We start from the raw sequence: 14,381 nt of genomic DNA on the forward strand, positions 1-14,381 counted from the left end.
CGCCCAGGGCCGAGGCGCGCAGGCAACGGATTGCCTGGCCGAGCTGAAATCCCCTTCACAGCCGCGCGCGGTACTCGCCCGGGGTTTCCTCGAACCAGCGGCGGAAGGCGCGGAAGAAATTGCTCGGGTCGGCGAAGCCGAGCAGGTAGGCGACCTCCAGCAAGGTCAGGTTGGGCTGTGCCAGGTACTGTTCGGCCAGCTCGCGGCGGGTGTCGTCGAGCAGCTGCTGGTAGCTGGTGCCCTCCTCCTGCAGGCGCCGCTGCAGGGTGCGCTGCGACAGGTGCAGGGCCTGCGCCACCACCTCGCGGCGCGGCTCGCCCTGCGGCAGCAGGCGGCACAGCACCTGGCGCGCCTGGTGGGTGACGCGGCTGCCGCAGAAACGCGCCAGGTAGTCGCCGGCGAACCGGTCGTGCAACTGCGCCAGCGGCTCGTTGGCGCTGGGCAGCGGCGCCTCCAGATCGCCGCGCTCGAAGATCAGCCCGTAGTGCTCGGCATTGAACCGTAGCGGCGCCTGGAACACCTGCTGGTAGGGCGCCAGATCGGCGGGCGGCGGCCCCTGCAGGCGGATCTCGCGCGGACGGATCGGCTTGCCGGTCATCCAGCGGCAGAACGCCAGGCAGTAGGCCAGCGACGCCTCGGCGCTCTGCCGCGCCGGCGGCAGGCGGTCGCCGTGGATCGCCAGGGTCAGCGCATAGCCGTCGGGCTGAGGCAGGAAGCTCAGGTCGGCGCCCTCGCCGATGATGCGCTGGTAGCGCACCAGGCGGGTGAAGCCGTCGCGCAGGTTGCGGCTGGACATCAGCGCGTAGCCGACCACGTGGAAGGAGGCCGGACGCACCACCTGCGCCATGTTCAGGCCGATCGCCGGGTTGCCGGACAACGCCACCGCGCGCTGCCACAGGCGGGTCATGGCGTCCTGCGGAAAGCGTGCGTCGGGGTCGCTCAACGCCGCGTAATCCAGGCCCAGCTCGGCAAACAGCCTGGCGCAGTCGACGCCGCCCAGCTCCAGCGCCTGCACTATGGCCAGGGCCCAGCTGGAGGATGTGGTTCTCTCGCTCATGCTCTTGTTCTTGTAGGTTGGATCAGGCCGTCAACGCCCGGCTTGGCGGCGCAAGGATACTAAACTGGCACCTTATGTCAGTGGCCCAGGGAGACAGCCGAATTAATGTGATAGTGCACAGCGACACCTTCCTTATACCCTTCTGCCTGCGGGAGAAGCTGGCGCGAAGCGCCGGATGAGGGCGGTGGGCATGCTGTGTGGTTCTTCATGATGTGGGGGTGCCTGCCTGGCATGCCCGAGAGACTGACGCCGACAATAACAGGAGGTGCGCCATGACCGCCCAGACCACCGAACGCTACCAGAGCTTCGCCGAGTTCTACCCCTACTACCTGCGGGAACACAGCAACCCCACCTGCCGCCGCCTGCACTACGTCGGCAGCCTGCTGGTGCTGGCAATCCTCGCCTATGCCCTGGCCACCCAGCAGTGGCTGTGGCTGCTGGCCATGCCGCTGGCCGGCTACGGCTTCGCCTGGGTCGGCCACTTCGTCTTCGAGAAGAACCGCCCGGCCACCTTCCAGTACCCGCTGTACAGCCTGATGGGCGACTGGGTGATGCTCAAGGATGCCTTTACCGGCCGCATCCGCTTCTAGCCGCACGGTTTCAGCCACCTCTTGGGGTGCGCCGCACGCACCGGCCTTCCTGTAAGCGGTGCGCACCGCGCACCCTACGGAGCTTCCCAGCAACCGCCTGCCGTTACTTTGGCGCCACTCGGCGGTCGCGCTTGGCTGACCGCCCCCCCTTGGTTATGATCCTCGCCCACCGAGCTCCTGGCTCAGGTCTTGCAGACCACTCCAGGCGTCCAGCAAGAGACGCCAGAAATCCAGCAGGGATAGTTTCAGCAGATGAAGTCAGCCACCCCCAGCCGTGTCAACGGGCTGCCGACGCCGCCGTTGCGCGAATACTATTCGCGCGTACTGGCCTATATCGCCACGGCCGCCAGCATCGCCGCCGGCACCGTCGTCGGCCACTTCGCCTACGACATCCTGTGGATGGTGCCCTACGCCCTGCTCTACCCGCACCTGGCGCACAACCTCAGCCGCCGCTTCAAACGCGACCACCCCGGGCAGACCGACCTCGCCCTGCTGTTCATCGACGCCCTGCATGCCGGCGCGGCCGCGGTGCTGCTGGGTTTTTCCAGCGTGCCCAGCCTGATGTTCCTGCTCACCCTGAGCTTCAGCGCCCTGGTCATCGGCGGCCTGCGCTACCTGGGCCTGGCCCTGCTGGTGGCCGGCAGCAGCCTGGCGCTGTGCGCCGCGCTGGTGGAAGTTCATCTCAATACCGACACCCCGACCCTGGTGGCGCTGGTCAGCATCCTCTTCGCCACCCTGTACATCTGCATCACCGCCTACTTCGTCAACCAGCAGGGCCTGCGCCTGGCCCAGGTGCGCAGCGAGATCAAGCGCGAGCAGGAAAAGGCCGCGAGACTGGCGCGCAATCTGGCCAAATACCTGTCGCCGCAGGTGTGGGAGTCGATCTTCACCGGCAAGAAGAGCGTGCGCCTGGAGACCCAGCGCAAGAAGCTCACGGTGTTCTTCTCCGATATCAAGGGCTTCACCGAGCTGTCCGAGGAGCTGGAAGCCGAGGCGCTGACCGACCTGCTCAACACCTACCTCAACGAGATGTCGAAGATCTGCCTGAAGTACGGCGGCACCATCGACAAGTTCATCGGCGATGCGGTGATGATCTTCTTCGGCGACCCCAGCAGCCAGGGCGCCAAGAAGGACGCGGTGGCGGCGGTGTCCATGGCCATCGCCATGCGCAAGCACATGAAGGTGCTGCGTCAGCAATGGCGCGCCCAGGGCATCACCAAGCCGCTGGAAATCCGCATGGGGCTCAATACCGGCTACTGCACGGTGGGCAACTTCGGCGCCGACACGCGCATGGACTACACCATCATCGGCCGCGACGTGAACCTCGCCAGCCGCCTGGAAAGTGCCGCCGAATCCGGCGAGATCCTCATCTCCCACGAGACCTATTCGCTGGTCAAGGACGTGATCATGTGCCGCGACAAGGGCCAGATCGCGGTCAAGGGCTTCACCCGCCCGGTGCAGATCTACCAGGTGGTGGACTTCCGCCGCGACCTGGGCGCCACCTCCAGCTACGTCGAGCACGAACTGCCGGGCTTCTCCATGTACCTGGACACCAACGGCATCCAGAACTTCGACAAGGAGCGGGTGATCCAGGCGCTCAACCAGGCCGCCGAGAAGCTGCGCGACAAGGTCATTCTGTAGCTTGGCGCACGCTCGTGCAGGGGGCGCCGTGCGCACCGAGCGAGCCGGCTAACGGCCGTCCGCCAGTACCTCACCCAACACCGGTTCGCCGTCGACAGAAGGCTGCAACGCCAGAAACTCCAGCGCCGAGGCCCGCCAGGACTGCGCCGCAGCCAGCTCCGCGCAACGCCCTCGGTGCAGCTCCAGCGCCGCCAGGCAGGCGCTGCGCAAATCCTCGTCCATCACCCCGCTCTGCCCTTGCAGCAGTACATCCAGCGGCCCGGCCACCGGATAGGCAGCCACCGGCGTGCCGCAGGCCAGCGCCTCCAGCATCACCAGGCCGTAGGTATCGGTGCGCGACGGGAACACCAGCACCGCCGCATCCTGGTAGGCCTCGGCCAGTTGCCGGCCATGGCGATAGCCGAGAAAGCGCACCTGCGGATAGCGCGCCTGCAACGCCTCGCGCTGCGGGCCGTCGCCGACCACGCGCTTCTCGCCGGGCAGGTCCAGATCGAGAAAGGCCTCGAGGTTCTTCTCCGGGGCGATGCGCCCGACGTAGAGAAAGATCGGCCGCGGCGGCCGCGGGCGCTCGCCGTCGACGCGAAACAGTTCGCTATCGACGCCCTTGCGCCACAGCTGCAGACGCTGCAGGCGCCAGCCGGTGAACTCCTCGCGCAGCCGCTCGGTGGTCACCAGCACCGCCTGGCTGGGGCGATGGAAGGCGCGCAGGAAGGCATAGCCCCAGCGCGGCGCGATCCACGGCCAGCGGGTGCTGACGTATTCGGGAAAACGGGTGTGGATGGCCGTGGAAAAGGCCAGGCCACGCCTGACCAGCCAGCGCCGCGCCGTCCACCCCAGCGGCCCCTCGGTGGCCAGGTGGACGCAGTCCGGACGGAAGTCGCGGATCGCCGCGCCGACCCGCCACAGGTTCCACACCAGCGGAATCTCCGGGTAGGTCGGACAGGGCACGGCGCGAAAGTCCGCCGGCGACAGCAGCTTGACCTGATGGCCCAGGCCGCGCAGCTCGCGCACCAGGGCCTGCAGGCTGGTGACCACGCCGTTGACCTGCGGCGCCCAGGCGTCGGAGACGATCAGTATCCTCATGCGCCGCTCTCGAGCACGGCGGCGGCCTGCTCCTCGCCGGCCAGACGCGCCTGCGCCTCGGCCAGGCGGTACAGCTCGATCTGTCCGTCCCAGTGCTCGATCAGCGCGGTGCAGGACTCCACCCAGTCGCCGCAGTTCATGTACTCCACGCCACCGACCTGGCGAATCTCGGCGTGGTGGATATGGCCGCAGACCACGCCCTGCAGGCCGCGCTTGACGCATTCGTGGGCGATGGCCTCCTCGAAGTCGCTGATGAAGTTCACCGCGGTCTTGACCTTGTGCTTGAGGTAGGCCGACAGCGACCAGTAGCCGTAGCCCCAGCGGCTGCGCCAATGGTTGAGCCAGCGGTTGAGGGTCAGGGTGAACTCGTAGGCCGAGTCGCCGAGAAAGGCCAGCCAGCGGTGGTAGCGGGTGATCACGTCGAACTGGTCGCCGTGGATCACCAGCAGACGACGGCCGTCGACGGTGACGTGCTCGGCCTCGTCGACCAGCTGGATATTGCCCAGCATCAGGCTGGAGTAGCGGCGCAGGAATTCGTCGTGGTTGCCGGTGACGTAGATCACCTCGGTGCCGCGCTTGCTCATGGTCAGCAGGCGGCGGATCACGTTGGTGTGCGCCTGCGGCCAGTAGATACCGCCGCGCAGCTTCCAGCCGTCGATGATGTCGCCGACCAGGTAGATGCGGTCGGCCGAATAACGCTTGAGGAAGGCCGCCAGGTGCTCGGCCTGGCAGTCGCGGGTGCCGAGGTGCACGTCGGAGATCCACAGGGTGCGGACACGTTGCTTGCGGCTGGGCTTGGCGAGCTGGGCGCTGGTCATGGGCGGGCTCCGGCTGGGTTTCGACGAGCTTGAGCGCTGGCGGTGAAAGGCTTGTGACAGGCAAAAGACCGTTCGATGACGAGGCGCCAGCCCCGGACAGGCGGTACACTGCCGGCGTTGCCGAGGAAGCCGCCATGCCCCCGATCCTGTCCCTGCGTCACTACAGCCATGAACTGCTGTGCCATAGCCACGACCATGCCCAGCTGGTGTTCGGCCTGGCCGGCGAGCTGCAGTTCGAGGTGGACGGCCAGGGCAGCCGGGTACGGCGCCACCAACTGGCGGTGGTGCCAGCCGGCGCCCGCCACGCCTGCGGCAGCCCGCAGGGCAGCCAGTGCCTGGTGCTGGACCTGCCGGCCAACGACTGGCTCGAACGCCAGCTCGGCCACCATGCGAGCGACATCCAGCGCCTGCTGGACAGTCCGCGAGCGCTACAGCTCGATCCGGTTCAGGGCCAGTTGCTCGGCTGGCTCGCCAGCAGCCCGATCAACGATGTGGTGATCGCCAATCAGGGCGCCGCCCTGCTGCTCGGCAGCCTGGCCTGCGCCAGCCCTGAGGCGCGCCCGGGCGGCCTGCCGCTGGCGGCGCTGGACCGGCATATCGAGCAGCACGCCGCGCACCCGCTGCAGGTCGCCGACCTGGCGCGCCTGGCCGGGCTGTCGGTGGCACGCTTCCACGCCCGCTTCCTGGCCGAAACCGGGCGCACGCCGATGGAACATATCCGTGACAAGCGCCTGCAACTGGCCGAACGCCTGCTGCGCGGCAGCGACCTGGCCGTCGGCGAGGTGGCCGCGCGGGTCGGCTACGCCTCGCAGAGCGCCTTTACCGCCGCGCTCTCCCGCCACCTGGGCATGACCCCGCGGCAATTGCGCCGCAACGCGTAGGTTGGGTTGAGGCGCGCAGCGCGTAGGTTGGGTTGAGGGCGCAGCGCCGAAGCCCAACGGCGATCGCCGCGCAGAACGCCATGCGAGCGCCGAGCGCAGCGCCAGGCGCTCCCTGTTGGGCCTCGCTGCGCTCAACGCCAACCTACGAGAGTCCGACGACAAAACCCGCAATTCCTGCGACAGACAGCCCTGCGCGAGGCGCCTAGACTGCGCGTCAGTAACCAGGAGTGACCCATGCAACATATCGACTGGCAGGATTTCGAGAAGGTGGAGCTGCGCGTCGGCACCATCCGTTCGGCGCACCCCAACGACAAAGCCGTGAAACCCGCCTATGTGCTGGAGGTGGATCTCGGCGAACTGGGCATCAAGACGTCCAGCGCCCAACTCACCGCGCATTACAGTTGCGCCGAACTGCTCGGCCGCCAGGTGCTGTGCGTGTGCAATTTCGCCCCCAAGCGCATCGCCGGGGTGCGCTCCGAGGTGCTAGTGACCGGGGTCTATGACAGCGACAACCGCGTGGTCCTGGCCGGCTTCGACAAGCCGCTGCCCAACGGCGCGCGCCTGGCATGAAGGAACGTAACGCCCTGCTGGCGATTCACCTCGGTGCCCTGCTGTTCGGCCTGTCGGGCATCTTCGGCAAACTGGCGGCGACCACGCCGAACATGATCGCCGGCGGCCGGGCAATCTTCGCCATCCTCGCCCTGGGCCTGGCCGCCCTGCTCTGGCGCAGCCGCAGCGCGGTACGCCCGAGCCTGCGCCAGTTCGCCCTGCTGGGCCTCGGCGGCCTGCTGCTGGGCGGGCACTGGGTGACCTTCTTCGAGGCGGTGAAGGTCTCCGGGGTGGCCATCGCCACGCTCGGCTTCGCCAGTTTCCCGGCCTTCACCGTGCTGCTGGAGGGGCTGCTGTTTCGCGAGCGCACCCGCCCCATCGAGTTCGCCATGGTCGCCGTGGTCTGCCTCGGGCTGGTCCTGGTGACCCCGGAATTCAGCCTCGCCAGCAGCGCCACCGGCGGTCTGCTGTGGGCGGTGCTGTCCGGCTTCCTGTTCGCTTTGCTGTCGCTGCTCAACCGCGCCAGCACCCGCGGCCTCGACCCGGTGCAGGCGGCGCTGTACCAGAACATCACGGTGTTCGTCTGCTTCATGCCGCTGGCCTGGCCGCTGCTGCCCAGCGTGCGGCCGATGGACTGGCTGTGGCTGGCGATGCTCGGCATCTTCTGCACCGGCCTGGCGCACAGCCTGTTCGTCGCCAGCCTGCGCGTACTCAAGGCACGCACCACGGCGGTGATCTTCGCCCTGGAGCCGGTCTACGGCATCCTCTTCGCCTGGTGGCTGTTCAGCGAGCAGCCGACCCTGCGTATGCTGGCCGGCGGCGCGCTGATCGTCAGCGCCATTTTCGTTTCGGCGCGTATGGCGCGTTGAGGGTGACGGGCGCCTCCCGACCTACACGCCCCAGGAGTCATGGTGCGCACGGCGCCCCCTAGGGTTACCGGTCGTTATGCCCCAGGTCGCGGCCCGGGTCGATCTGGTCGCGCACCCGCTGCTTGAGCACCTTGGCCTCGGGAAAGCCGCCGTCGGCCTTGCGCTCCCAGATCTGCACGCCATCGCAGCTGATGCGAAACACCCCGCCGCTGCCTGGCTCCAGGCTGACCTTGCCCAGCTCGTCGGCGAAGGTGCTGAGCAGCTCCTGGGCCAGCCAGGCGGCGCGCAGCAACCATTGGCACTGGGTGCAATAAGTGATGACGATTTCGGGCTTGCGATCGGACATGGCAGCGGCTCTGGGATAGGGCTTGGCGCCTATAATAGCGGCCTTTCGCCCTGCCCTCGCCGGAAACCGCCATGCGCCGCCTGCTCCGTTCGCTGCTCTGCCTGCTCGCCCTGTCCAGCCTGCCCGCCCTCGCCGCCGAACGCGTCGGCCTGGTGCTGTCCGGCGGCGCCGCCCGCGGCCTGGCACATATCGGCGTGCTCAAGGCACTGGAGGAGCAGAACATCCGCGTCGACGCCATCGCCGGCACCAGCATGGGCGCCATAGTCGGCGGGCTGTACGCCGCCGGCTACTCGGTGGAGGAACTGCAGCGCCTGGCGCTGGAACTGGACTGGCAGCAGGCGCTGTCCGACTCGCCGCCGCGCGAGGACGTGCCCTTTCGCCGCAAGCAGGACGACCGCGATTTCCTGATCAAGCAGAAACTCAGTTTCCGCGACGACGGCAGCCTGGGCCTGCCGCTGGGGGTGATCCAGGGGCAGAACCTGGCGCTGCTGCTGGAGAGCCTGCTGGTGCACCGCAGCGACACCCGCGACTTCGACCGCCTGCCGATCCCCTTCCATGCCGTGGCCACCGATATCGCCAACGGCGAACAGGTGATCCTGCGCCGCGGCCACCTGCCCCAGGCGATGCGCGCCAGCATGTCGATCCCGGCGGTGTTCGCCCCGGTGGAGCTGGACGGCCGCCTGCTGGTGGACGGCGGCATGGTCAACAACATCCCGGTGGACGTGGCGCGGCAGATGGGCGTCGAGCGGGTGATAGTGGTCGACCTCGGCACCCCGCTCAAACCCGTGGAGCAGCTGACCACCGTGGTCGACGTGATGAACCAGTCGATCACCCTGATGACGCGCAAGAACTCCGAGGCGCAGCTGGCCACCCTGGCGGCCGACGACGTGCTGATCCAGCCGCCGCTGGCCGGCTTCGGCGTCACCGACTTCGCCCGCGCCGAGCAGATGATCGACGCCGGCTACCGCGCCACGCAGATCCAGGCCGAGCGCCTGGCCCGCCTGCAGCAGAGCGGCGGCGGCAACCCGGCGCTGGCCATGGCGCGCTCGCGCGAGCAGCGCACCCCGGTGATCCGCGAGATCCGCGTGGAGAACGATTCCAAGGTCGGCGACGCGGTGATCCGCCGGCACATCCGCCAGCCGCTGGGCGAGCCGCTGGACATGGACCGCCTGCAGAAGGACATGGGCACCCTGTACGGCCTGGACTACTTCGAGCGCGTGCAGTACCGCGTGACGCCGCTGGACGAACGCGGCAGCGCGCTGGTGATCGACGCGCGCGGCAAGCGCAGCGGCACCGACTACCTGCGCCTGGGCCTGAACCTGTCCGACGACATGCGCGGCGACAGCGCCTTCAACATCGGCGCCAGCTACCGCGTCAACGGCATCAACCAGCTGGGCGCCGAGTGGCTGACCCGCGTGCAACTGGGCGACCGCCAGGAACTGTACAGCGAGTTCTACCAGCCGCTGGACGCCGGCTCGCGCTACTTCGTCGCCCCCTACCTGTTCGGCGAGGCGCGCAATATCGAGGCGATCCTGGACAACGACCCCATCGCCGAATACCGCCTGGAGCGCTACGGCTACGGCCTCAACCTCGGCCGGCAGATCGCCAACAACGGCGAGATCCGCTTCGGCCTCGGCCAGGCCTGGGGCGAGGCCGACGTGCGCGTCGGCGAGCGCGACCTGCCCAGCTTCAGCTTCAGCGAGGGCTACTACGAACTGATGTACTCCTTCGACACCCTGGACAACGTCGATTTCCCGACCACCGGCGAAGACATCGGCCTGCTGCTGCGCCAGTACGACAGCGGCCTGGGCTCGGACGAGGAGTACCGTCAGTGGCAGCTGGAGCTGAACAAGGTATTCAGCGTCGAGGCCAATACCTGGGTGCTCGGCGGGCGCTACGGGCGCACCCTGGAGGAGGCCGACGTGGTCACCTCCGGCTTTATCCTCGGCGGCGCCCAGGAGCTGTCCGGCTTCCGCCAGGACGCCCTGAGCGGGCAGAACGTGGCGCTGGCGCGGCTGATCTACTACCGCCGCCTGACCCAGCGCTCGCTGCTGCCGCTGGATCTGCCCCTGTACCTGGGCATGTCACTGGAGCGCGGCCGCGCCTGGAACAACGACAACGCCTTCGACAGCGGCTATATCAACGCCGCCAGCATCTTCCTCGGCCTGGATACGCCGCTGGGCCCGGTGAACTTCAGTTACGGTTTCAACGACGAGCGGGAAAAGGCGCTGTACCTGAACCTGGGCAAGAGCTTCTGACGGCAGGAGCCAGTCGGCTCCTACGGGGCCGTTCTCCTCGCCCGGGGTAACCAGGCACCCGAGCTGGGCTGTCCCGGATTGCATCCGAGCCTCGACGACCACCCCCATAAAAGACAGGGCCGCGCAGCAAGCGCGGCCCTGTCGGCGCAGCGAGTCGAGCGGATCAGGCGATTTCCGCCAACAACTGGCGCGCGGCCTGTTTCTGCCGGTCGTCGCCCTGGTCGATAACCTCGTTGAGAATGTCGCAGGCGCTGCTCAGGTTGCCCTGCTCGATATAGGCCAGCGCCTGGTTGAGCTTGGCCATGTGCTCGGGGTTGCCGGCCAGCTGCTCGATATCGCCCTGCAGCGCCGCGGTGGCATCGGCCTCGCCGGCGAAGGCATCGAGGAAATGCTCGTCGAGCAACTCGTCCTCGCCGCCCACCACCATCTCCATCTCGCCGAAGGCGCTGACGTTATGCACCTCCTCGTCCAGCTCGAACACCTCCGGCAGTTCCTGCAGATTGCTGGAGAACCCCGCATCGAACTCCGCCGCGGCGGCCGCCTTGGTCTTGCCGCGGGCGGCCTCGAAGGGGCTGACCATGTCCCAGTCGGCATCCAGCGGCAGGTCGTCGAGATTGAGCTGGAAGTCGGGTTCGGCGGCCGGCGGCACCACCAGGGGCTGGCTACGGGCAGGCTGCGGCGCCTGCTGCAGGGCCGGGTGGCGAGCCTTGAGCGCATCCAGCCGCGCCGCATCAAAGCCCTCGGCACGCAGCACCGCTTCCTCGCGTTCGAAGGCGGCGCCGTCGCCCAGCTCGGCCAGCACCTCCAGCAGGCGCAAACGCAAGTCGCTGCGTTGCGGCGCCTGCGCCAGGGCCTTGCTCAGCTCGCCACGGGCCTCGCTGAAACGGCCGTAGGCGATATAGACGTTGGCTGCCTCCAGCGGGTCGACCGGTGCCGCCGGGCGCTGCTGCGGAGTCGGCGCCGGAGTAGGCGCCACGGCCGGCCTGGCGACTGCGACCGGCGCCGGCTGCAGCGGCGCCACAGGGTGCTGTGCCGGCGGCTCGACCTGCACCACCGGCGCAGCCTTGTCGCGCCGCCGCGCGGCCCAGACCAGGGCGCCGAGCAGTAACAGCAGCACCGCACCGCCAGCCAGCAGGGTGGCGAACCAGCCACGTTCGGCGGCCAGCGGCGGCTCCTGCGCCGCCTGCGGCGGTGCGCTGGCGAGCACGGCGCCCGGCTCTGCAGCGGGCGCGACGGCAGCGTCCTGCTCGATCAACTCGGCCAGCTGCGCATCCTTGAGCGCCAACTGCTCCTGCAGCTGCTGCAACTGCAGCTGCAGTTGCGCCAGGCCCTGCTGCAACTGCAGGTTCTCCGCGGCCTGACTGGCCAGTTCCTGGTCGACCTGACGCTGCTTTTCCAGCACTTGCTGCAGGCTCTCGGTCGGCGCGGCAGCCAGCGGCGCAGCGGCGGAAGCCTCGACGGCCATTGCCGGGGGCTCGACCGGTGCTGCAGCGGCGGCGGTCGTGCTCGGGCGCGCGGCATCGGGCAGCAGCAGTTCGACGCCGGCCAGCAGCCGGTTGGCATCGCCGCCGGCGAAGGCGCTCGGGTTGAGCGCGTGGATGCCGTCCATCAGCGCCTGCTGCGACAGCGGGCTGCCCTGCTCGCGCAGACGCGCGGCGATCGACCACAGGCTGTCGCCGCGCACCACCGCCTGGCGATGGCCCCGGGCGGCGCTGGGCGGTTCGCTGCGCCGCACTGGAGCGGCCGCCGGCTGCGCCGCACTGGGTGCTGGCGCGGCAGTGGCTGGGCTGGGGGCAGCCTGCGCGGTGTAGGCGGCAGAGCCCGGCGGATCGAGCAGCACGGTGTACTCGCGCAGCAGCTGCCCGCCAGGACGGGCCACCTCGACGATGAAATTCAGATAGGGTTCGCGCACCGGCCGACTCGACACCACCCGGATCACGCTGCGCGAGCCGCGCAACAGCGGGGTGAAACGCAGGTCGTTGAGAAAGTAGAAACGCTCGACGCCCGAGCGACTGAACACCTCGTCCGGCGCCAGGGCGACGCGCAGATCCTCGGCGCCGAGATCGCCGACCGCCAGCAGCTCGATCTCCGCCTCCAGCGGCTGATTGAGCGCCGAGTGCAGGGTGATCTCGCCCAGTCCCAGCGCCGGCGCCATGCCCGAATAAAGGGCGGAACCCGACGCCAAACCCAACATCAACTGACGCACCCGAGCCATGTGACCTCCAGGGTTATGCAGGCTCGAACGCCGCCTCCTCCACTTCCTGTATGAGCGTCCCGATGGCCGGGAGGCTGGCGCCCTGAACGGTAGGCCGAGGTCGGGGCGACACTGTCCCTGTCGAACCCGGCTCGTGTTGCAGTATGGCTACTAATTCACAAAGTAGCGGCTTGGGCGCCAGTTTGCCGACGAAGCACATTGCCATCAAGGACAGAAAGTCAAAAACCAGGCAAGCAGCGACAATCGACCGCAATGCGGCCGAAAAATTGACACTGCAGGAGCACTACTTCAGCAGGTTGCCCAGCACTCGGGCATGCACCTGCTGGCAGCGGCGCAGGTCCTCTTCGTCGATGCCGGCGAAGACCTCCTGGCGCAGCTGGGTGGAAATCGCCTCGATCTTCTCGATCAGCGGCTGCGCCTTGGGCTGCAGGGCGATCTTCTTGGCCCGGCGATCCTCGGGCACCGCGACGCGGGTCACCAGCCCCTGGGCCTCCAGGCTGTCGAGCAGGCGCGCCAGGGTCGGCCCTTCCACGCCGACGCTCTGCGCCAACTCGCGCTGGGTCGGCATCTCGGTGAAACGGGCCAGGTGCAACAGCACCAGCCAGCGCGCCTGGGACAGGCCGAGGCCGACCAGACGACGGTCGAGTTCGGAGCGCCAGGCGCGGGACAATTGAGCGACTTGCATGGCGAAACGGTGTTGATCGGGGTAAGACATGGGGGAGCGGGCTCGTACAAAGGTCAAAAACTAATTATTAGCTAGCTAGCCATAACCGCGAGCGCAGGGCAAGCCCGGATTGTGGCCGAGCGTTTCAGGATGCGACTGAAATGCGGCCACGAGTCTCGGCCGCGGATCAGGCCACCACCTGATTGCGGCCGAAGGCCTTGGCCTCGTAGAGCGCGCGGTCGGCATGCTCGTAGAGCTGGTTCAGCTCGCCGCCGACGCTGGGACTGAGGCAGGCGACGCCGATGGACATGCTCAGCATGCTGGCGCTGCCCGAACCCTGATGGGCGATATTCAGCTCCACCAGCGCCAGGCGCAGCGCCTCGGCACGGCGCTTGGCCTCCTCGGCACCGATGTCGAACAACAGCAGGGCGAATTCCTCGCCGCCCAGGCGCACGCCCATGTCCAGCGGACGCCGCGCGGCCTGCTCGATCAGGGCGCCGACGCGCTGCAGCGCGGTGTCGCCGGCCTGGTGGCCGTAGTGGTCGTTGTAGGCCTTGAAGTGGTCGATATCGCACAGCAGCAGTGCCAGCGACTGCCCATCGCGCTGCGCCTGACGCCACAGGCGCTCGAACTGGCGATTGAAGCTGCGCCGGTTGTGCAGGCCGGTGAGACTGTCGCGGTCGGCCAGCAGACGCATCAGCCGGCTGATGAGAAAGTACTCGCGCGACTTGTATTCGAGCAGATAGCAGCCCACCGCCCCGATCAGGTTGCCGAACAGCAGGAACAGCACGTTGTTGATCAACCGCGGTAGCGGCAGGCCGGCCAGCCACTCGGCGCCGATGTAGACCAGCAGTACCGCCAGGGCACAACCGAGCGCCTCGCTCAGACGCAGGCCGACCAGAAAATACGCCGCCATGCTCACCAGCAGCAGCCCCTCGTACGGGTAGCTGGGGTCGGCGTGGTGGGCGATGCCAACGATTACCGCAGCACCAATGCCCAGGGCGAGGATGCAGGTCATGCTCAGCGGTAATAGCAGACGGATGTGGCGGCGCTGAAGGATCAGGGCGGCGCAGGCCACCAGAATGACCAGCACCAGCACGCGCACGGCCAGAATCCAACCCAAATGGGGCGGCTGCACCAGCATCAGGTCCAGCACGCTGAGCGCCAGCCAGATGACCATCGCCGTGCTCAGCGCGATGCGCTTGAGCTCGAAGCTCTCGTCCAGCAAATGGCTGCGGTATTCGCGCTCCAGTACGCGGGAAAAACGCAGCCAGCGGAACCCCAGGCTGAGCTGGTCGGCATAGGGGCTGGGGCGGACGTCGTCGAGCCAGGCGTGATAGCTGGGCACCGTTACCTCGTCTGTTGGCGGCTTGCCCCACACCTTAGCCGTGTCATCGAGTTGCCGCCAGA

Annotated in this window: 13 protein-coding genes; 6 read left to right on the plus strand and 7 right to left on the minus strand. The window is 68.1% G+C overall.

The window, feature by feature from the left end; translation table 11 throughout:
* Window positions 1-55: 55 nt before the first annotated feature.
* Window positions 56-1,057 carry an AraC family transcriptional regulator gene (locus tag AC1G9C_RS14595; protein WP_480407953.1) on the minus strand — a complete coding sequence of 334 codons (1,002 nt, stop codon included), beginning with the start codon at window positions 1,055-1,057 and terminating at the stop codon, window positions 56-58.
* A 272-nt stretch (window positions 1,058-1,329) separates the two neighbouring features.
* On the opposite strand from AC1G9C_RS14595, the gene AC1G9C_RS14600 reads away from it, so the two are divergent.
* Window positions 1,330-1,647 (plus strand): Mpo1-like protein, encoded by a 318-nt coding sequence (locus AC1G9C_RS14600; protein WP_457787463.1) that lies wholly within the window; start codon window positions 1,330-1,332, stop codon window positions 1,645-1,647.
* Between the two features lie 252 nt (window positions 1,648-1,899).
* Window positions 1,900-3,288, plus strand: coding sequence for an adenylate/guanylate cyclase domain-containing protein (locus tag AC1G9C_RS14605; protein WP_021442694.1), 1,389 nt, complete (start codon window positions 1,900-1,902; stop codon window positions 3,286-3,288).
* Between the two features lie 48 nt (window positions 3,289-3,336).
* On the opposite strand, the gene AC1G9C_RS14610 is transcribed toward AC1G9C_RS14605, so the two are convergent.
* Complete coding sequence (locus AC1G9C_RS14610) at window positions 3,337-4,371, minus strand: glycosyltransferase family 4 protein (protein ID WP_457787464.1); 1,035 nt, start codon at window positions 4,369-4,371, stop codon at window positions 3,337-3,339.
* The gene (locus AC1G9C_RS14615) at window positions 4,368-5,189 is read right to left on the minus strand and encodes a UDP-2,3-diacylglucosamine diphosphatase (RefSeq protein WP_021442696.1); all 822 of its coding nucleotides are present in this window, start codon (window positions 5,187-5,189) and stop codon (window positions 4,368-4,370) included. Before AC1G9C_RS14615 ends, AC1G9C_RS14610 begins: the two co-directional genes overlap by 4 nt.
* A 134-nt stretch (window positions 5,190-5,323) precedes the next feature.
* On the opposite strand from AC1G9C_RS14615, the gene AC1G9C_RS14620 reads away from it, so the two are divergent.
* From AC1G9C_RS14620 to AC1G9C_RS14630, 3 genes are all read left to right on the plus strand, one after another.
* The gene (locus AC1G9C_RS14620; RefSeq protein ID WP_480407954.1) at window positions 5,324-6,070 is read left to right on the plus strand and encodes a helix-turn-helix transcriptional regulator; all 747 of its coding nucleotides are present in this window, start codon (window positions 5,324-5,326) and stop codon (window positions 6,068-6,070) included.
* A gap of 234 nt (window positions 6,071-6,304) precedes the next feature.
* Window positions 6,305-6,640, plus strand: a complete 336-nt coding sequence (locus AC1G9C_RS14625; protein WP_480407955.1) for a tRNA-binding protein — start codon at window positions 6,305-6,307, stop codon at window positions 6,638-6,640.
* Window positions 6,637-7,488 (plus strand): DMT family transporter, encoded by an 852-nt coding sequence (locus AC1G9C_RS14630; RefSeq protein WP_480407956.1) that lies wholly within the window; start codon window positions 6,637-6,639, stop codon window positions 7,486-7,488. The genes AC1G9C_RS14625 and AC1G9C_RS14630 overlap by 4 nt, the downstream gene beginning before the upstream one ends.
* 64 nt (window positions 7,489-7,552) lie before the next feature.
* On the opposite strand, the gene AC1G9C_RS14635 is transcribed toward AC1G9C_RS14630, so the two are convergent.
* Entirely contained in the window at window positions 7,553-7,834 is a 282-nt protein-coding gene (locus AC1G9C_RS14635; RefSeq protein ID WP_397488530.1) for an Rdx family protein, read from the minus strand.
* A 71-nt stretch (window positions 7,835-7,905) separates the two neighbouring features.
* Here AC1G9C_RS14635 and AC1G9C_RS14640 point away from each other — a divergent pair, with 71 nt between their 5' ends.
* Window positions 7,906-10,092, plus strand: a complete 2,187-nt coding sequence (locus AC1G9C_RS14640) for a patatin-like phospholipase family protein (protein WP_480407957.1) — start codon at window positions 7,906-7,908, stop codon at window positions 10,090-10,092.
* A gap of 163 nt (window positions 10,093-10,255) precedes the next feature.
* Here AC1G9C_RS14640 and AC1G9C_RS14645 read toward each other — a convergent pair whose 3' ends face one another.
* From AC1G9C_RS14645 to AC1G9C_RS14655, 3 genes are all read right to left on the minus strand, one after another.
* Window positions 10,256-12,307 (minus strand): motility hub landmark protein FimV, encoded by a 2,052-nt coding sequence (locus AC1G9C_RS14645; protein WP_480407958.1) that lies wholly within the window; start codon window positions 12,305-12,307, stop codon window positions 10,256-10,258.
* Between the two features lie 283 nt (window positions 12,308-12,590).
* Window positions 12,591-13,022 (minus strand): MarR family transcriptional regulator, encoded by a 432-nt coding sequence (locus AC1G9C_RS14650; RefSeq protein WP_021442248.1) that lies wholly within the window; start codon window positions 13,020-13,022, stop codon window positions 12,591-12,593.
* Window positions 13,023-13,158: 136 nt separating this feature from the next.
* A complete protein-coding gene (locus AC1G9C_RS14655) occupies window positions 13,159-14,319 on the minus strand; it encodes a GGDEF domain-containing protein (RefSeq protein WP_480407959.1) in 1,161 nt (386 codons plus the stop codon).
* Between the last annotated feature and the right edge of the window lie 62 nt (window positions 14,320-14,381).

The organism is Pseudomonas sp. ABa2 (genome assembly GCF_056676075.1).